The 18656-nt window shown below is 33.8% G+C and carries 17 protein-coding genes and 1 riboswitch; all 17 genes read left to right on the top strand.

Features of this window, described 5'->3' with window-relative positions:
- Nucleotides 1-309 precede the first annotated feature (309 nt).
- The 17 genes from TCEL_RS08050 (at nucleotide 310) to gap (ending at nucleotide 18601) form a co-directional block, all read left to right on the top strand.
- Nucleotides 310-777, top strand: coding sequence for a tRNA (cytidine(34)-2'-O)-methyltransferase (locus tag TCEL_RS08050; protein WP_018663002.1), 468 nt, complete (start codon nucleotides 310-312; stop codon nucleotides 775-777).
- Between the two features lie 12 nt (nucleotides 778-789).
- A complete protein-coding gene (locus tag TCEL_RS08045) occupies nucleotides 790-1635 on the top strand; it encodes a DegV family protein (protein WP_018663000.1) in 846 nt (281 codons plus the stop codon).
- 187 nt (nucleotides 1636-1822) lie between these two features.
- Nucleotides 1823-1919: riboswitch (glycine riboswitch) on the top strand.
- A gap of 70 nt (nucleotides 1920-1989) precedes the next feature.
- A complete protein-coding gene (locus TCEL_RS08040; RefSeq protein WP_040683785.1) occupies nucleotides 1990-2370 on the top strand; it encodes a GrdX family protein in 381 nt (126 codons plus the stop codon).
- 14 nt (nucleotides 2371-2384) lie between these two features.
- Nucleotides 2385-3314, top strand: a complete 930-nt coding sequence (gene trxB, locus TCEL_RS08035; protein WP_018662997.1) for a thioredoxin-disulfide reductase — start codon at nucleotides 2385-2387, stop codon at nucleotides 3312-3314.
- 10 nt (nucleotides 3315-3324) lie between these two features.
- Nucleotides 3325-3651 carry a thioredoxin TrxA gene (gene trxA, locus TCEL_RS08030; protein ID WP_018662995.1) on the top strand — a complete coding sequence of 109 codons (327 nt, stop codon included), beginning with the start codon at nucleotides 3325-3327 and terminating at the stop codon, nucleotides 3649-3651.
- 77 nt (nucleotides 3652-3728) lie between these two features.
- The gene (locus TCEL_RS08025) at nucleotides 3729-5015 is read left to right on the top strand and encodes a glycine/sarcosine/betaine reductase component B subunit (RefSeq protein ID WP_018662993.1); all 1287 of its coding nucleotides are present in this window, start codon (nucleotides 3729-3731) and stop codon (nucleotides 5013-5015) included.
- A gap of 14 nt (nucleotides 5016-5029) precedes the next feature.
- Nucleotides 5030-5503 carry a glycine/sarcosine/betaine reductase complex selenoprotein A gene (grdA, locus tag TCEL_RS08015; protein WP_018662989.1) on the top strand — a complete coding sequence of 158 codons (474 nt, stop codon included), beginning with the start codon at nucleotides 5030-5032 and terminating at the stop codon, nucleotides 5501-5503.
- 19 nt (nucleotides 5504-5522) lie between these two features.
- Nucleotides 5523-6824, top strand: coding sequence for a glycine reductase complex selenoprotein B (gene grdB / locus TCEL_RS08010; protein WP_018662984.1), 1302 nt, complete (start codon nucleotides 5523-5525; stop codon nucleotides 6822-6824).
- A 74-nt stretch (nucleotides 6825-6898) separates the two neighbouring features.
- Nucleotides 6899-8434, top strand: coding sequence for a glycine/sarcosine/betaine reductase complex component C subunit beta (gene grdC, locus TCEL_RS08000; protein WP_018662982.1), 1536 nt, complete (start codon nucleotides 6899-6901; stop codon nucleotides 8432-8434).
- Between the two features lie 11 nt (nucleotides 8435-8445).
- Complete coding sequence (gene grdD / locus TCEL_RS07995; protein ID WP_018662980.1) at nucleotides 8446-9597, top strand: glycine/sarcosine/betaine reductase complex component C subunit alpha; 1152 nt, start codon at nucleotides 8446-8448, stop codon at nucleotides 9595-9597.
- Nucleotides 9598-9973: 376 nt separating this feature from the next.
- A complete protein-coding gene (locus tag TCEL_RS07990) occupies nucleotides 9974-11035 on the top strand; it encodes a BMP family lipoprotein (RefSeq protein WP_018662978.1) in 1062 nt (353 codons plus the stop codon).
- 63 nt (nucleotides 11036-11098) lie between these two features.
- Nucleotides 11099-12619 (top strand): ABC transporter ATP-binding protein, encoded by a 1521-nt coding sequence (locus TCEL_RS07985; RefSeq protein ID WP_018662976.1) that lies wholly within the window; start codon nucleotides 11099-11101, stop codon nucleotides 12617-12619.
- A 12-nt stretch (nucleotides 12620-12631) separates the two neighbouring features.
- Nucleotides 12632-13717 carry an ABC transporter permease gene (locus TCEL_RS07980; RefSeq protein WP_018662974.1) on the top strand — a complete coding sequence of 362 codons (1086 nt, stop codon included), beginning with the start codon at nucleotides 12632-12634 and terminating at the stop codon, nucleotides 13715-13717.
- On the top strand, nucleotides 13710-14645 hold the full coding sequence (locus tag TCEL_RS07975; RefSeq protein WP_018662972.1) for an ABC transporter permease: 936 nt from the start codon (nucleotides 13710-13712) through the stop codon (nucleotides 14643-14645). Before TCEL_RS07980 ends, TCEL_RS07975 begins: the two co-directional genes overlap by 8 nt.
- A 188-nt stretch (nucleotides 14646-14833) precedes the next feature.
- Nucleotides 14834-16174, top strand: a complete 1341-nt coding sequence (rpoN, locus tag TCEL_RS07970; RefSeq protein WP_018662970.1) for an RNA polymerase factor sigma-54 — start codon at nucleotides 14834-14836, stop codon at nucleotides 16172-16174.
- Nucleotides 16175-16509: 335 nt separating this feature from the next.
- Nucleotides 16510-17532 (top strand): sugar-binding transcriptional regulator, encoded by a 1023-nt coding sequence (locus tag TCEL_RS07965; RefSeq protein ID WP_018662967.1) that lies wholly within the window; start codon nucleotides 16510-16512, stop codon nucleotides 17530-17532.
- A 58-nt stretch (nucleotides 17533-17590) separates the two neighbouring features.
- Nucleotides 17591-18601, top strand: coding sequence for a type I glyceraldehyde-3-phosphate dehydrogenase (gap, locus tag TCEL_RS07960; protein ID WP_018662964.1), 1011 nt, complete (start codon nucleotides 17591-17593; stop codon nucleotides 18599-18601).
- Nucleotides 18602-18656 lie beyond the last annotated feature (55 nt).

The raw sequence follows: 18656 nt of genomic DNA, 5'->3' as shown, positions 1-18656 counted from the left end.
AAGAACTATCGAAGATTGCTTAATCCCATATTTTGAATATTATAGATGTCGCTTGTGGTTTATCAAGGGTAAAGCTCCGCCTGCTACGCAGCCCTTGACAAACCCATGCACTCCATCTCCTGTTATTATTAAGATGGGCTTAAGGCTGATTTTGACTATTGTCAGTCCTATTCTACATGATTTTTCACAGGGGTGTTGCATTTAATATTGCAATTTAAGTTAAATTTCATACAAGTTAATTTTTATTTACTTTTTTTTTATACTCTTGGTATAATAAAAAATATGACAAGAAGTGTTGGAGGGATAAAATTGAATCTTAATATAGTACTATATCAGCCAGAGATACCATATAATACAGGAAACATAGGGAGAACTTGTGTACTGACAAATTCAAGATTACATCTTATAAAACCACTTGGATTTTTAATTGATGACAAACATTTAAAAAGAGCAGGCATGGATTATTGGAAGTTAGTTGATGTGGTTTATTATGACAGTTTTGAGCATTTCCTAGAGGTAAATAAAGGCGCAAGAATATACTTATCTACAACTAAAGCAGATAAACTATATACTGAAGTTGAGTACAAAAGAGGCGATTTTATCATGTTTGGTAAGGAATCATCTGGTGTTCCAGATAGCGTAAGAGAAATGTTTAAAGATACTTTAATAAGAGTCCCTATGGTTGAAACTACAGAGAGATCACTTAATCTTTCCAATACTGTATCAATAGTAGCATTTGAAGCACTAAGACAGATAGGATTCCCTAATATGAAATAATGGAGGTGTATTATGAATAAAATAGCAATTGTTACTGACAGTACTTCTGATATTCCAAAGGAACTAGTTAATAAGTACAACATAAGAGTAGTACCTTTAACAGTATCCTATAAGGATAAATTATACTATGATGGGGTAGATTTAAAGATTGATGAACTACTTGAAATGCTTGATGAAGGAGAAGAGCTTCCTAAGACTTCACAGATAAATCCAGCTAGATTTAGCCAAGAATATAAAAAGCTATTAGATGAGGGATATAAGATTATTTCTATACATATTTCTTCAAATTTAAGCGGTACGTATCAATCAGCGTTAATTGCTAAAGATATGCTTGAAACAGATGATATTTATGTGGTTGATTCAAGAAGCGTAAGCTTTGGAACAGGAATGCTTGCATTAAAGGCTGCAAAGATGATAGAAGAAGGCAAAGAAGTAGAGGAGATATATAATACACTTAATGATCTAGCACAGCGTTCTAGAGTTGCTTTTATACTTGATAAATTAGATTATTTAAAAAAGGGTGGAAGACTATCAGGAGCACAAGCTGCTATTGGAACATTATTGAATATTAAACCTATAATTTATATTAATGAAGGTAGATTGGAAATATTAGATAAAACAAGAGGAATGAAAAAAGGGCTATCAAGAATGATAAAATATATTCAAGATGAAGGATTTGATAAGAGTGAATACTTTGCAGTTGGAACAGTAAGAGATTACGACAATCTTGCTGAATTTAAAACAATGGTAAAAGAGGAATTAGGAATACAGGAGATGCTTGAGGCAGAAGTTGGAACAGTAGTTGCAACCTATTCAGGCCCTGGTGTAGTAGGCGTTTGGTTTTATGTAAATAAATAAGTTTTGATTTAAAGCTCCATGTGTAGATTTTAGTTTTTTATAAGCCTAAAATCTACATTATGGGGCTTATTTTATAAAATGTAGTTGTCAGGGGATTATTATTTTTTTAAATTCAGACTATTCAAAAAATAAATAGCATAAATTGAAAATTTTAGTTATAATATAAATAGAAGTGAATATTGTCTGGATGAAGCAAATAGGAGAGACCCGAAAGGGCGCCGAAGGGGTAAGTAAAACTCGCCAAGTTTTATGATACTCTCAGGCAAAAGTACTATTTGTGGACAGAACTCTGTGGCAGCAGAGGATGTAGGCAACTACGTCCTTTTTTTATTTGTTTACAAAGGGGTGTGGCATTTGAAGGAGAAACCCATAGTTATAACAAACAATCCATTAACAAAAAGCAGTTTAGAAGTTAAATTTGAAGTAATATATTTAGAAGGTGCTTCTTTAATGGAAGTTCTAATCGAAGTAAGGGATTATATACATAGAGGACATAAGCTTTTAACCCATCCATTAATGGGTAGTATAAAACCAAATCAGACACCCTATAAATCTGTAGCTGTTTCAAAGAAAAACTATGATTTAGTAGACTTAATGAGTTTACAAATTATAGAAGAAAGTATCTTAAAGGCCGATAGTTTGTTAAAACATAAACCATTACCAAATTGGCCAAAACAAGCTCTAGAGGATTTTGGGTTGATTGATTTTGATTTAATTAAAAATGCAATATTATGAAAGGAAGTGAGAAAATGAGCCATGTATATGACATTGTGATTATTGGGGGAGGCCCTGCAGGTTTATCAGCAGGACTTTATGGTTCAAGATCAAAACTTGATGTATTGGTTATTGAAAAGGAAAAGTTTGGAGGTCAAGCAGCAACAACAGCTGAACTTGAAAATTATCCAGGTTCAATTGAAAATTGTACAGGCCCAGCATTAACAGAAAGAATGAAAAAGCAGGCAGAAGAATTTGGTACTACTTTTGTGAAGGATGAAATTGTAGATGTAGATTTTACAGGAGACATAAAAATAGTTAAAGGAAGAAAAGAAGAATATCATGCAAGAACAGTGATAATTGCAACAGGTGCAGAGTATAGAATGGCTGGATTTAAGAATGAAAGAGAGTTAAGAGGAAGAGGAGTTTCATATTGTGCAACTTGTGATGCAGACTTTTTTGAAGGATTAGATGTTGCTGTAATAGGTGGAGGAGATAGTGCAATAACAGAGGCACTTCATCTAACTAAATATGCAGAGAGTGTAACTATAATCCACAGAAGAGATACTTTAAGAGCTGCAAAGTCACTACAAGAAAAGGCGTTTAATCATCCAAAAATAAAGTTTATTTGGGATACAGTAGTTGAAGAGGCTAAGGGAGATGAAATATTAGAATCACTTGTTCTAAGAAATGTAAAAACAGGAGAGGTTTCAGAATTAGCAGTAAATGGTGTATTTGTATTTGTAGGACTTGATCCAAAGAGTGAGATATTTAGAGGAAAGGTAGAAATGGATGAAAAGGGATACATAATAACAGATAGAAGTATGAGAACAAATGTAGAAGGAGTTTTTGCTGCGGGAGATGTAACTCAAAAAACATTAAGACAGGTAATTACTGCAGCTGCTGATGGTGCTGTTGCCGCAATTGCTGCAGAAGAATATATTAATGAAAAATTTGGAAAATAGGAGGGGTAGTATGATTGAAGTAAATAAGGATAACTTTGAAACTGAGGTTTTAAACTATACTGAAAAGCCTGTATTTGTAGATTTTTGGGGAGATAAGTGTACTAGATGTTTAGAACTTATGCCAGATGTTCATAAGCTTGAAGAAAAGTATGGAGATAAGATTAAGTTCTGCAGTCTAAATACAAGTGCTAACAGAAGACTTGCAATAGCACAAAAGGTATTAGGACTTCCAACAATGATTATGTATGTAAATGGTGAAAGAGCAGAAGTCCTAACTCCAGATAAGATAAATTCAATCGAAGATGTAGAAAACATGATAAAGAAATTTTATGAATAAGGCTTAGCCTTATCATAAAATAAATATTCACAATATTCTTAAAAGGTAAAAAGTGAAAAATATAGGGGGTGAAGGCAGTGCGCCTTGAATTAGGAAAAATATTTATTAAAGATGTTCAATTTTCTGATAGCACAAGAGTTGAAAATGGAATTTTGTACATCAACAAAGAAGAACTTTTAAAGGAAATATCAGGGGATGAAAGATTAAAGAGTATTGACGTAGAACTTGCAAAGCCTGGTGAAGAGGTAAGAATAATTCCAGTTAAGGATGTTATTGAACCTAGAGTTAAGGTTGAAGGTAAGGGTGGAATATTCCCAGGCTTTATATCAAAGGTTGACACTGTAGGTTCAGGAAGAACTCATGTATTAAAGGGTGCTGCAGTAGTAACAACTGGAAAAATTGTTGGTTTCCAAGAAGGAATAATTGATATGTCAGGAGAGGGTGCAAAATATACACCATTCTCAAAGACAAATAATGTTGTAATAATTTGTGAACCTGTTGACAATTTACCACAACATGAGCATGAAGAAGCTGTAAGAATGGTAGGATTTAAGGCTGCTGCATATTTAGGTATGGCAGGTAAGAATGTTGAACCAGATGAAATTAAAGTTTATGAAACTCTTCCACTTCTTGAACAAGTAAAGAAGTATCCAGAATTACCAAAGGTTATTTATGTATATATGCTTCAAAGCCAAGGATTATTACATGATACTTATGTGTATGGTGTAGATGCTAAGAAGATAATTCCAACATTTATTTACCCAACTGAAGTATTCGATGGAGCAATAGTAAGTGGTAACTGTGTTTCAGCCTGCGACAAAAACCCAACTTATGTTCATATGAATAATCCAATAATTGAGGATCTATATGAAAGACATGGTAAGGATATAAATTTCCTAGGTTGTGTAATAACTAATGAAAATGTTTACTTAGCTGATAAGGAAAGATCATCAAACTATACTGCAAAGCTTGTTGAGTTCCTTGGTGCTGATGCAGTAATAATTTCAGAAGAAGGTTTTGGAAATCCAGACGCAGACCTTGTAATGAACTGCAATAAGATTGAGGAAAAAGGTATAAAGACTGTACTTGTAACTGATGAATATGCAGGTAGAGATGGTGCATCTCAATCATTAGCAGATTCAACTCCAAAAGGAGATGCAGTAGTTACTGCAGGTAATGCTAATGAGATAGTAATTTTACCACCAATGAAGAAGGTTATAGGACATCCAGAGGCAGCAGATGTTATAGCAGGTGGTTTTGCTGGATCATTAAAGGAAGATGGCTCAATTGAAGCCGAAATTCAAGTTATAACAGGTGCTACAAGTGAAGTTGGATTTGGATATTTAACTGCAAAAGGATTCTAAAAGGAGGTAATATTATGATTTTAAAGGATAGAAAAGTTATAGCTATAGGAGATAGAGATGGTATTCCAGGACCAGCTATTGAAGAATGTGTAAAGAGTGCAGGGGCTGAAGTTGTATTTGCTTCAACTGAATGCTTTGTTTGAACTGCTGCAGGTGCAATGGATCTGGAGATCCAACAAAGAGTAAAAGAATTAACAGAAAAGTATGGTGCTGAAAATATAGTTGTAGTACTTGGAGGCTCAGAGGCAGAGGCTGCTGGACTTTCTGCTGAAACAGTTACAGCAGGTGACCCAACATATGCGGGACCACTTGCAGGAGTTTCATTAGGATTAAGAGTATATCACATTCTAGAAGAAGAAATTAAAAACGAATGTGATCCAGCTGTATATGATGAACAGTGTGGAATGATGGAAATGGTTCTTGATGTTGAAGCAATATCAAATGAAGTTCGTACAATAAGAGAACAGTATACTCAATTTAAAGATTGATACCGGGGAGGTGGGATAGATGATTAAGGTTGTTCATTATTTGAATCAGTTCTTTGGACAAATAGGGGGAGAAGAAAAGGCACACATTGAGCCATTTGTAAAAGAAGGATTTGTAGGTCCTGGTATGGCATTAAATGCTGCATTTAAAGGACAAGCACAAATAGTTGCTACTATAATTTGTGGTGACTCATACTTTGCTGAAAATGAAGAAAAGGCAAAAGAAACAATTCTTGAAATGGTAAAACAATACCAACCTGATTTATTTATAGCAGGACCAGCCTTTAATGCTGGAAGATATGGTAATGCATGCGGTAGCATATGTAAATATGTTAAAGAAAAACTTAATATACCAGTTGTAACAGGTATGTATATTGAAAATCCCGGTGTTGATCTTTATAAGAAGGATCTTTACATCATATCAACAAAAGATAGTGCTGCAGGTATGAGAGAAGCAATTCCTAAGATGGCAGATTTAGCATTAAAGCTTGTAAATAATGAAGAGATAGGAAGTCCTGAAGAAGAAGGATATATTGAAAGAGGAATTAGAAAGAACTACTTTGCTGAAGAGAGAGGATCAAAGAGAGCAGTAGATATGCTCATTAAGAAGATAAGAGGCGAAGAATTTAAAACTGAATTTAAGATGCCAGATTTTGATAGAGTAGCACCAAATCCACCAGTTTTAGATATAACTAAGGCAAAAATTGCTCTTGTAACATCTGGAGGTATAGTACCAAAGGGTAATCCAGATAAGATAGAATCTTCAAGTGCATCAAAGTTTGGAAAATATAGCATAGAAGGTGTAAACGACTTAACTAGTGAAACATTTGAAACAGCACATGGTGGATATGACCCTGTATATGCAAATAAAGATGCTGATAGAGTACTTCCAGTTGATGTTTTAAGAGAACTTGAAAGAGAAGGAAAGATAGGAGAACTTCATAAATACTATTATGCAACAGTTGGTAACGGAACAGCAGTTGCAAATGCAAAGAGATTTGGACAACAAATAGCAAGAGAGCTTATAGCAGATGGAGTTCAAGCAGTTATATTAACTTCTACTTGAGGTACTTGTACTCGTTGCGGTGCAACGATGGTTAAGGAAATTGAAAGGGCTGGATTGCCTGTAGTTCACATGTGTACAATTGTTCCAATTTCAAAGACAGTTGGTGCAAATAGAATAGTTCCAACTGTAGCAATTCCACATCCACTTGGAAATCCAAATCTATCATATGAAGATGAAAAGCATCTTAGAAGAAAGTTAGTTGAAAAAGCTCTAAAGGCATTGCAAACCCCTGTTGAAGAACAAACAGTATTTGAATAAAATTTTAAAGTTCCGTTTAGGCATTGCCTAAACGGAACTTATTAAACTTAAAAAAATATGGGAGGTAATTACATATGTTTCCAGTTATAAAAGGAGCTAGTTATGTTTTAGTTCATACTCCTGATATGGTTATACATAATGGAACAACTCAAACTTTAGAGAGAGAGACAAATCCTGATTCAGAATATTTAAAGGTTTTAAGAAAGCATTTAAGAAGCTATGAAGATGTTGTTTCATATCCAGTAAATCAAACATACATCGGAAATTTTGATCCAGAAGAATTAGCAAATCTACCAAGACCTTGGTTTGAAAAGAAGCTTGAAAATGCATCAAGATACGGTAAGTTTGGAGAAATCATGCCTGAAGATGAGTTTTATGGATTAATGAAGGTATGTGATGTTTTTGATTTAGTTAAATTAGAAAAGAATTTTACATTAGAACTAAAGTCAAAGTTTGAAAATAACAAATACCTATCAGAATTAGTTTCAAGATTAGGTGAAGGAAATGAAATAGAAGAAATTAATAAATTAGTTGAAAATGGTGTAGCTGAAGGTCTCTATTTAAATGATAATCTAGTTGGCTGTGTAAAGAGGGCTCATGAATATGACATTAACCTATCTGCACATGTAATTACAGAAAATCTTGCAGTAAAGGCGTCAGGTGTTTTAGCGGCTTTACATATTATTGAGAAGGCAAATATTAAAAAAGAGGAAATAGATTATATAGTTGAATGTTCAGAAGAAGCTTGTGGAGATATGAATCAAAGAGGTGGAGGTAACTTTGCAAAGGCAATAGGTGAAATTGCAGGTTTTAAAAATGCAACAGGATGTGACGTTAGAGGCTTCTGTGCTGGACCAGCTCATGCACTTTTATATGCTGCAACATTAGTTCAATCAGGAGTATTTAAGAATGTGTTAGTGGTTGCAGGTGGTGCTACTGCAAAACTAGGAATGAATGGACGTGACCATGTTAAAAAGGGAATGCCTATAATGGAAGATATTTTAGGAGGCTTTGCAATATTAGTATCACAAAATGATGGAGTTAACCCAGTAATAAGAACTGATTCTGTAGGAAAGCATTCAATTGGTGCAGGTGCTTCACCACAAGCTGTAATTGAAGCTATAGTAGCATCACCACTAGAAAAATTAAATCTAAAGTTTACAGACGTTGATAAATATGCACCAGAAATGCAGAATCCAGAAGTTACAGAACCTGCAGGTGCTGGTGATGTACCAACACAAAACTATAAGATGATTGCCGCACTTGCTGTAAAGAAGGGCCAATTAGATAGAAGTCAAATAAACGATTTTGTTAAGAAGCATGGATATGTTGGATATGCACCAACTCAAGGACACGTACCTTCAGGTGTTCCTATAATTGGTTATGCAAGAGAAAAGATGCTTTCAGGTGATATGAATAGAGTTATGCTTGTAGGTAAGGGAAGCTTATTCCTAGCTAGAATGACAAATCTTTTTGATGGATTATCTTATCTAATTGAAAGAAACAGCGGAATTGTTGAAGATAAAAAGGATGCTGTAACAAAGGAAGAAGTTAAAAAGATGGTGGCAGAGGCCCTAAGAGATTTTGCTTCCCACTTACTTGAAGAATAAGGGGTGGTTTTATGTCTCAAAATGTGAAAAGTTTAGTTGCAGAAGTATTTAATGATTTAGCAAATATTTTAGAAAATGGATATTCACAAGATAGGGTTAAAGTAGGTATTACAACTTTGGGAAGTGAACTTGGAGAAGATGAGATATTAAGAGCAGCATCTCTTGCAAAAAATAAATACAGCGATTTTGAAGTGGTATTAATAGGACCAAATAAAGTTGATGGATTTACTTGTTATGAAGCTAAAACAGAAGATGAATGTCATAAGGTTATGGAAAAACTACTTGATGAAGGAAAGATCAGTGGCTGTGTAACTTTACATTATAATTTTCCATTAGGTGTATCAACAGTAGGAAGAATTATAACACCAGCAAAGGGAAAGGAAGTATTTTTAGCAACAACAACAGGCACAGCTTCAGCTAACAGAGTTGAAGCAATGGTTAAGAATGCGGTATATGGAATTATAGCTGCAAAGTCCTGTGGTATAAAAAATCCAACAGTTGGAATACTAAACGTTGAAGGTTCAAGACAGGTTGAAAAGATATTAATTGAGCTTAAAAACAGAGGATATGATCTAGAGTTTGCAAGCTCAATAAGAAAAGATGGAGGATGTGTATTAAGAGGAAATGATGTTCTAGCAGGAGCGGCAGATGTAGTTGTAACAGATTCTCTTACCGGTAATCTATTGATGAAGATTTTTTCAGCCTTTACAACTGGTGGAGATTATGAAGCTTTAGGTTATGGTTATGGCCCAGGTATAGGTCAAAATTATGGAAGAATTATAAATATAATTTCAAGAGCTTCGGGAGCGCCAGTTATATGTGAAGCACTAAGATATTGTGCAACCTGTGCCAAAAATAATTTATTAAAGATTGCAGATGAAGAATTTAAAAAGTTAAATAGTATAGGCTTTGAGGAAATTTTAAGATCCTCATTAAAAACAAACAAGGAAGAAGCTCAAGAAGTTACAGCTCCTCCTAAAAAAGTGGTTACAGCAACAATATCAGGTGTTGATATTTTGGAACTTGAAAATGCTGTAAAAAAACTATGGTCAAAGGGAGTTTATGCTGAGAGTGGTATGGGATGTACAGGACCAGTAGTTATGGTTTCAGATGAGGATCATGATAATGCAATTAAAATTTTAAAGGAATGTAACTTTATTTAATGGGGCAAATTGCCCCTCTTCCCATAATTCGACGATTTATGACATGTTTTAAATTTTATAATTATTATTTTTTTGAAAAAATTTAAATAAAATATTGAAATTAAACAAAAGTTATCGTATATTTATATATGCAGGGTTTAATGAATATAATAAATAAAAATATGATAAAATAAATTTTTTTGCAGATTTTAAATAGTATAGCACATTTTGGACTAAAATTGGAAAATCAAGAAAAAGTGTGTACTAAAACAAATTTTCAGAAAAAACAAAACTAATTAAATCTTAAATATATTACTTTACATATTGGGTTCGTTATAAAAATGTATTCTTTTAGGAATATTAAAAATATAAACAACAAAAAGAAGGGGGAAAAACTATGAAAATGAAAAAAGCAATCGCCCTTGTTCTTTCAACAGCACTAATTTCTAGTGTATTTGCTGGATGTGCTAAAAAAGGAGGAGAACAAGGAGGAACACAACCAAAGGCAAATGTAAAGATTGGTATGGTTACAGACCAAGGAGGTCTTGGTGACAAGTCCTTCAACGATTCAGCTTATGAAGGATTAAAGAGAATCGAGAAGGATTTTGGAGTTAAGCCAGACGTTCTTCAATCAAAGCAACAAGAAAACTATGAACCAAACTTAACACAACTTGGACAAAGAGATGACTTAACATTTGCAATTGGTTTCTTAATGGAAGGTTCATTAAAGAATGTAGCACAAAAGATGCCAGACAAGAAGTTTGCTATCATTGACGCAGTTGTTGACCTACCAAACGTAATGTCAATTACATTCAAAGAAGAAGAAGGTTCATTCTTAATGGGTGTAATTGCTGGTAAGATGACACAGACTAATAAGGTTGGTTTCATTGGTGGTATAGATATGCCACTTATCCAAAAGTTCGAAGCTGGATTTGCAGCAGGGGTTAAGGCGGTAAATCCACAAGCTGCAGAAGGCTTAATGAACAGAAAGACTGTTAAGTATGCTGGTAGCTTTACTGACTCAAACAAGGGATATGAATTAGCAAAGGCTCTTTATAATGATGGATGTGACGTTATTTACCATGCATCTGGTGCAGTAGGACTAGGATTATTCAAGGCAGCTAAGGAAATGAAGAAGTGGGCTATTGGTGTAGACCAAGACCAAGCTGAAACAGCACCAGACTTTAAGGACGTAATACTTTCATCAATGATAAAGAGAGTTGATGTAGGTACTTACACTGCTTCAAAGAACCTAATCGAAGGAAACTTCAAAGCAGGACATATGGTTCTTGGACTAAAGGAAGATGGTGTAGGATATGCTCCATCAACAAAGAACAATACACCAGCAGAAGTTATTGCAGTAGTTGACAAGTATGCACAAGCTATAAAGGATGGAAAGATTGTTGTTCCAGAAAAGATTGAAGACGTTAAGAACTTTACAGCTCCTGAAGTTAAGTAATTAAATATAAAGCTAGATGCCGCCGCATCTAGCTTTTTTATCCAGAAGAAGGGAGGAAAATAAATGCAAAAAGTTGTTGAAATGAAGGGAATTACAAAAGTGTTCCCAGGGGTTAAAGCAAATGATGATGTAAATTTTGAACTACTAAAGGGAGAGATACACGTTCTACTTGGAGAAAATGGAGCTGGAAAAACAACATTAATGAACATATTATATGGTCTTTATCAACCTGATGCAGGTGAAATTTATGTAAATGGACAAAAGGTAAATATAAAGAGTCCTGGAGATGCTATAAAGCTTGGTATAGGAATGGTGCATCAACACTTCATGCTTGTTCATAACTTTACAGTTGCAGAAAATATTGTATTAGGTTCAGAACCTAAAAAGGGTATAAAAATTGATATGCAAAAGGCAATAAAGGACACTAAAGAGTTGGCAGATAGATATGGATTTAAAATAGATCCAAATGCTGTTATCGAAGATATTACAGTTGGACAACAACAAAAGGTTGAAATATTAAAGGCATTATATAGGGGTGCAGATATCTTAATACTAGATGAACCTACAGCAGTATTAACACCACAAGAAATCGAAGAGCTAGGGGTTATATTAAAGAACTTGGTTAAAGAGGGTAAATCAATCATATTAATCACACATAAGCTAAAAGAAGTTATGGCAATGAGTGATAGGGTTACAATCGTAAGAAGGGGAAAAGTTATAGATACAGTATATACAAAGGATACAAACATTGATGAACTTGCTGAAATGATGGTAGGTAGAAAGGTTAACTTAGTTGTTCAAAAGGATGAGGCAAAGCCAGGTAAGGTAGTATTAAAGGTTGAAAATATATCTGCTTTAGATCATAGAAAATTACCAGCGTTAAAGGGTGTAAATCTAGAAGTTAGAGCAGGAGAAATAGTTGGAATTGCTGGGGTTGATGGTAACGGTCAAACTGAACTTATAGAGGTTATAACTGGTCTTAGAAAACCAACCGAAGGAAGGGTTTATATAAATGATAAGGACGTAACAGGAAAGACTCCAAGGGATATAATTGAAGCAGGAGTTGGACACATTCCAGAAGATAGACATAAGCGTGGATTAGTTTTAAAATATTCACTTTATGAAAATGCTGTTTTAGGTAATCACTACAAGCTTCCATTTGCTAAAGGAATTATGATGAATTATAACAAGATAAAAGAATATGCAAGAAAGCTAATTGATGAGTTTGATGTTAGAACACCAAATGAAGAAGTTTTTGCTTCAGCGTTATCTGGTGGTAACCAACAAAAGTTTATTGCTGCAAGAGAAATAAATAAGGATCCAGAACTTATTATTGCAGCTCAACCTACACGTGGTATTGACGTTGGTGCTATTGAATATATCCATAAGAGGCTTGTAGAGGAGAGAGATAAGGGAAGAGCGATCCTGTTAGTTTCTCTTGAATTAGATGAAATACTAGCACTATCTGACAGAATTGCAGTAATATACGATGGACAAATTGTTGATATATTAGATGCAAAGAGTGCAACTGAACATGAGCTTGGTATTTTAATGGCTGGTGGCACTCTTAAGAAGCAGGCGTAAGGAGGTATAAAAATGGCAAATAAAAATACAACCTCTAGCAAGCTAAGGGCAGCTTTAAATACATTGATATTCCCAATTATATCAATAATTATTGCGATGTTTATAGCAGTATTCTTTGTAATGTGGGCTGAAGGAGAAAACTTCTTTACAGCAACAGTTACACTATTCCAAGCAATTTGGGAAGGAAGCTTTGGAACAAGCTTTAGTATAATAGAAACATTAGTGTTTGTTACTCCATTACTTTTTACTGGTCTTGCAAATGCAGTTGCTTTTAAAACAGGGCTATTTAACATAGGTGTTGAAGGTCAATTTATAATGGGTATATTTGCAGCAGCTGCAGTAGGTTTAATTCCTGGAATACCAGCTTTTATACATGTTCCATTAGTATTGATAAGCGGTATGTTAATAGGAGCATTATGGGCAGCTATACCTGGTTTCTTAAAGGCAAAGGTTGGAACAAATGAAGTTATTAATACAATTATGATGAACTTCATAGCAATGTTTTTTGTAAACTACATGATAATGGGACCATTAAATGCACCAGGTAAGGCAACAACTCCACTTATTCAAGATTCAGCAAAACTTTGGAGATTTTTAGGTGAAACTAACAGAGTAAACGTAGGATTATTTATAGGACTTCTTTTAGTTGCACTTGTATACATTCTATTATGGAAGACAACAATTGGTTATGAATTAAGAGCTGTTGGATTAAATCCTCATGCTGCAGAGTATGGTGGAATTAGTATAAAGAAGAATATAATATTAGCAATGGCTATATCAGGTGCAATAGCAGGACTTGGTGGTGCTGTACACGTTGCAGGTATTCAATATCAAGCAATTCAGCTATTTGGTTTTACAGGATTTGGTTTTGACGGTATAGCAGTTGCACTACTTGGTAAGAGCCACCCTGTTGGGGTACTTCTTTCAGCTATACTATTTGGTGCACTAAACAGCAGTTCACTTAACCTACAACTTGCAAATATTCCAAAGGATATAGTGTACCTAATACAAGCAATAATTATTATATTCGTTGCAGCAGACTACATCTACAAGTGGATTGGTGAAAAGAGAAAGAAGGAGGCGATGATAAATGGCTAATGGAAGTATACCAGTAGTTGTAGCACTACTTGCTGCTACATTCCGTCTTGCGACGCCTCTTATCTTTGCAGCATTAGGTGGTGTTATATCAGAACGTTCTGGTGTTGTTAATATAGGTCTTGAAGGTATAATGATAGTTGGAGCATTCTTTGCAGTATATGGTTCAAGCTTAACAGGAAATCCTTGGGTAGGGCTTCTATTTGCAGTGGTGTCAGGTGCACTTGTTGCAGCAATACACGCTGTTTTAAGTATACATCTAAAAGCTGATCAAACAGTTTCAGGTGTTGCTATAAACCTGTTTGCAGGAGCATTAACAAGCTTTTTAATATTTAAGTTATTTGGAAGACAAGGTCAAACAGATGGTGTGGCTGCACTTCCATATCCAACAGAAACAATGGCTAAGATACCAGTAATTGGACCATTTTTAGCTGAGCTTAACTGGTTTGTATTTATGGCTATAATACTTGTTTTTGTTGTACATTATGTATTATATTATACACCACTTGGACTTAGAATTAGAGCAGTTGGTGAACATCCAAAAGCTGCAGATACTTTAGGAATTAACGTATACAAAATAAGATATCTATGTGTTATTATGTCAGGTGTTTTTGCTGGTTTAGGAGGAGCAACTCTATCAATAGGTGTTATGAACCTATTTAGAGAAGGTATGGTAAGTGGTAGAGGATTCATTGCTCTTGCAGCTATGATATTTGGTAACTGGAAGCCATTTGGTGCAACAGCAGCATCATTCCTATTTGCATTTGCACAGGCATTTGAAATATTAGCTCAAAAGTTTGGTTGGGCTCTACCAACAGAAGCATACCTTGCATTCCCATATATTTTAACAATGCTTGCTCTTGCAGGATTTGTTGGAAAGACAACTCCACCAGCAGCAGATGGAGTTCCATATAACAAGGGAGAAAGATAAAAGGAGGCATCAAAGCCTCTTTTTATCTTTTATTTTTAGTAATAAAAATATAATTCTTAAGAATAAATTAATTTTAGATTGTAGCAAATTTTAAAAATAAAAGTCTGTTTTATCCATAAAATGTGTTATAATATTTGTGTAATTCTAAATATAATATGTAGTACAAAATACATTTTGTGGGGGATATTATGAACTTAAATTTTTCGTTGGATTTAAAGCTAGAACAGAAACTTGTAATGACTCAGGAAATGCAACTTGCAGTAAAGGTTTTGCAACTACCTAATAACGAATTGAAGGAATACATCGAAGATGAACTACTAGAAAATCCAGTGCTAGAACTAGATACAAACTTTGAAAATAAATTTGATAAGGTTATTGAAATTTATTCAGATTATGATGAAGAATATTATACAGACTACTCTGAGGATAATGAAGAAGAAAAGATATCCCCATTTTACTTCATAAGTAACACTAAAAGTTTATATGACTATTTAAAGGAACAGCTAGGGTATATACCACTTACTAAACGAGACAGAAAGATTGCAGAATATATAATTGACAATTTAGACGAAAATGGATATTTACATTTACATGATTTATCTATTGCAAATAAGTTTGGAGTATCATTAGAAGTTGTAAAAAACTTAATTTCAATAATACAGGACTTCGAACCTAGTGGTATATGTGCTAGAAGTTTGCAGGAATGTTTAAAGATTCAACTAAAGGCAAAGGGGATATATGATAGCATATATGAAAAGTTAATTGATAATGAATTGGAAAATATTGCAAACAAGTCATATGATTATATATCAAACAAATACAACATACCTTTAGAAAAACTACTAAGATATATTGAAGTTATTAAATCCCTTGATCCAAAACCAGGATGTAGGTTAGGAAATGAAGATATAAGATATATTATTCCTGATGTTTATGTTGAAAAGGTAAATGGAGAATATGTAGTAAGAGTTAATGATGATAATCTTCCTATGCTCAAGATAAATAAACACTACAAATCACTATTAAGAAATAAAAATAGTGAAGAATATAAATATATAAAATCAAAAATAGAAGCAGCCTATTGGCTTATAAAAAGCATAGAGCAGAGGAGAGAAACAATAAAAAAGGTTGCAGAAGTAATAGTAAAACATCAAATTGGATTTTTTGAGAATGATGAATATTTAAAACCATTAAATTTAAAAACTATTTCTGAAGAAACAGGACTTCATGAATCAACTGTAAGTCGTGCGATAAATGGTAAGTATGCTCAAACACCAAAGGGTGTGTTTGAACTTAAATATTTCTTAGTTAGAGGACTAAATACATCCTTTGGCGAAAATGTTTCAGTAGATATATTGAAGGATAAGATACTTGAAATAATAAATAGTGAAAACAAAAGAAAACCATATTCAGATCAGCAGATAGCAGATATTTTAAATGCAAGTGGTGTAAAAATTTCAAGAAGAACTGTTACAAAGTATAGAGAGGAGATGGGTATAGAATCATCATCTAAAAGAAAAATAAAATAAAATTACGGTTTTATAACCTAAGTTTTATAATTTAAGGGTAGAATTTTTTAGCCCCATGTATGGGTTTTGAGGTTCTATAAGGATTAGAACATCACAAAATCCATCATGGGGTTAACATTTGACTTATAAAAATGTTTTAATGTTAATTTAACTTTTTATAAAGTGAATATAGGGTAAAATGAATACAAATACTAAAAGTGTATGGTTAAAAATAATTTTTTATAAAAAATATTGAAAAATAATAATTTTAGTGATATATTAGAATTGGTAGTGGGACAAAAATAATACACAGGGACGCAAATTGTCCCTACAACAGGTTTAGGGGAGTGACATGTTTGAAGAATGTATTATTACTACAGCAAAAAATTGTTCCAGAGATTATAGAACTATTAATAAAAAGATACAAGATATTAAAATGCATTTATTACAACCAACCTGTTGGAAGAAGAGCTTTGTCCCAAGAGCTTGATCTAGGAGAAAGAGTAGTTAGAACTGAAGTGAATTTTTTAAAGGATCAGGGGTTAATTGAAATATACTCAACAGGTATGACAGTAACTAAAGATGGGGAATATATATTAGAAAGCCTAGAAGAGATGATACATGAAATAAGTGGGCTTACAGAAGTAGAAAATAAACTTAAGAAAATATTAGGTGTACATAAGGTTATTGTTGTTCCAGGAAATATAGATGAAGATATTACTGTTTTAAAAGAGATGGGAAGACTAGCAGCAAACTACATAAAGACACTGCTTACAAACAATTCAATTATAGCATTAACTGGAGGATCATCTGTTTCACAGGTTGTTGAGAATTTTCCTAAATTATCAAAATCAAATGTACTTGTTGTTCCTGCAAGAGGTGGTATGGGAAGAAATGTAGAAACTCAGGCTAGCACCCTTGCAGCAAAGCTTGCAAATAAAATTGGTGCAAACTACAAACTTCTTCATGTACCTGATAACTTAAGCCAAGAGGCTCTTGAGACAATGTTAAATGAGCCAGGAATTAAGGATGTTGTTGAAAGTATAAGCAGAGCAGATATATTAATATTTGGGATAGGTAGAGCAGATGAGATGTCAAGAAGAAGAGGTCTAGAGGAAGATAAAATAGACGAATTACTTTCAAAGGGTGCAGTTGCAGAGGCATTTGGATATTATTTTAATAAACAGGGAGAGATAGTTTATAATACTCCAACTATAGGTCTTGATTTTAATGATGTGAGTAGTATAAAGCATATAATTGCAGTTGCTGGTGGAAAAAATAAGGCTGAGGCTATAGTTGCAACAAAGATAAACAATCCTAACATGGTAATAGTAACAGATGAAGCGGCAGCAAAGGAAATATTAAGTTTTTATAAGTAGGATAAAAGATAGCTTAGCTATCTTTACATAAAAGTCATAAATTTAGGAGGGATTTATTATGACAATTAAAGTTGCTATCAACGGGTTTGGTAGAATTGGAAGAAACGCATTTAAGATTGCTCAAACTAGACTAAATAAGGATGTAGAAATCGTTGCTATCAATGACTTAACAGATGCTAAGACACTTGCACATCTTTTAAAGTATGACTCATGCTTTGGTAAGTTTGACGGAACAGTAGAAGCTACAGAAAACAGCCTAATCGTAAATGGAAAAGAAATAAGAGTATATGCAGAAAAGGATCCAAAGAATCTACCATGGAAGGAACTTGGAGTTGATATAGTAATCGAATCAACAGGACTATTTACTAAGGCTGAAAAAGCTAGAGCACACATTGAAGCAGGTGCAAAGAAGGTTCTAATTTCAGCTCCAGCTACAGATGAAGATATAACAATAGTTATGGGTGTAAATGAAAAGGATTACGATCCAGCTAACCACCACATTATATCAAATGCTTCATGTACAACAAACTGCTTAGCTCCATTTGCTAAGGTTCTTGATGAAAAGTTTGGTATAGTTAAGGGACTTATGACTACAGTTCACTCATATACAAATGACCAAAGAATACTTGACCTTCCACACAAGGATTTAAGAAGAGCAAGAGCAGCAGCTGAATCAATAATCCCAACTACAACAGGAGCTGCTAAGGCAGTAGGTAAGGTTCTTCCAAACCTTAAGGGTAAGCTAAACGGATTTGCTCTAAGAGTTCCAACTCCAACTGTATCAGTAACTGACCTTGTATGTGAAGTATCAAGACCAACTACTGTAGAAGAAGTAAATGCTGCACTTAAGGAAGCTGCTGAAGGAGAATTAAAGGGAATTCTTGGATACTCAGAAGAACCACTTGTTTCAATTGACTATAGAGGAGATGAAAGATCATCAATCATCGATGCACTATCAACTATGGTTATCGAAGGTAACATGGTTAAGGTTGTTTCATGGTATGACAATGAATGGGGTTATTCAAACAGAATAATCGACCTAGTAAACTACATAGCTGAAAGAATGTAATTCTAAAGTCCGGTTTTGTAGTTTCGGCTATAAGGCCGGACTTATTTTCCTAAAA

This window comes from Thermobrachium celere DSM 8682, from assembly GCF_000430995.1.
Lineage (GTDB): Bacteria > Bacillota > Clostridia > Clostridiales > Caloramatoraceae > Thermobrachium > Thermobrachium celere.
This window is presented reverse-complemented; position numbering and strand designations above follow the sequence as displayed.

What these genes read in the sequence shown, in the direction of transcription:
- trxA (WP_018662995.1), top strand. Translation starts at nt 3,325, where the DNA reads ATGATTGAAGTAAATAAGGATAACTTTGAAACTGAGGTTTTAAACTAT.
- TCEL_RS07985 (WP_018662976.1), top strand. Translation starts at nt 11,099, where the DNA reads ATGCAAAAAGTTGTTGAAATGAAGGGAATTACAAAAGTGTTCCCAGGG.
- TCEL_RS08045 (WP_018663000.1), top strand. Translation starts at nt 790, where the DNA reads ATGAATAAAATAGCAATTGTTACTGACAGTACTTCTGATATTCCAAAG.
- TCEL_RS07980 (WP_018662974.1), top strand. Translation starts at nt 12,632, where the DNA reads ATGGCAAATAAAAATACAACCTCTAGCAAGCTAAGGGCAGCTTTAAAT.
- trxB (WP_018662997.1), top strand. Translation starts at nt 2,385, where the DNA reads ATGAGCCATGTATATGACATTGTGATTATTGGGGGAGGCCCTGCAGGT.
- rpoN (WP_018662970.1), top strand. Translation starts at nt 14,834, where the DNA reads ATGAACTTAAATTTTTCGTTGGATTTAAAGCTAGAACAGAAACTTGTA.
- gap (WP_018662964.1), top strand. Translation starts at nt 17,591, where the DNA reads ATGACAATTAAAGTTGCTATCAACGGGTTTGGTAGAATTGGAAGAAAC.
- TCEL_RS07990 (WP_018662978.1), top strand. Translation starts at nt 9,974, where the DNA reads ATGAAAATGAAAAAAGCAATCGCCCTTGTTCTTTCAACAGCACTAATT.
- grdD (WP_018662980.1), top strand. Translation starts at nt 8,446, where the DNA reads ATGTCTCAAAATGTGAAAAGTTTAGTTGCAGAAGTATTTAATGATTTA.
- TCEL_RS07975 (WP_018662972.1), top strand. Translation starts at nt 13,710, where the DNA reads ATGGCTAATGGAAGTATACCAGTAGTTGTAGCACTACTTGCTGCTACA.
- grdC (WP_018662982.1), top strand. Translation starts at nt 6,899, where the DNA reads ATGTTTCCAGTTATAAAAGGAGCTAGTTATGTTTTAGTTCATACTCCT.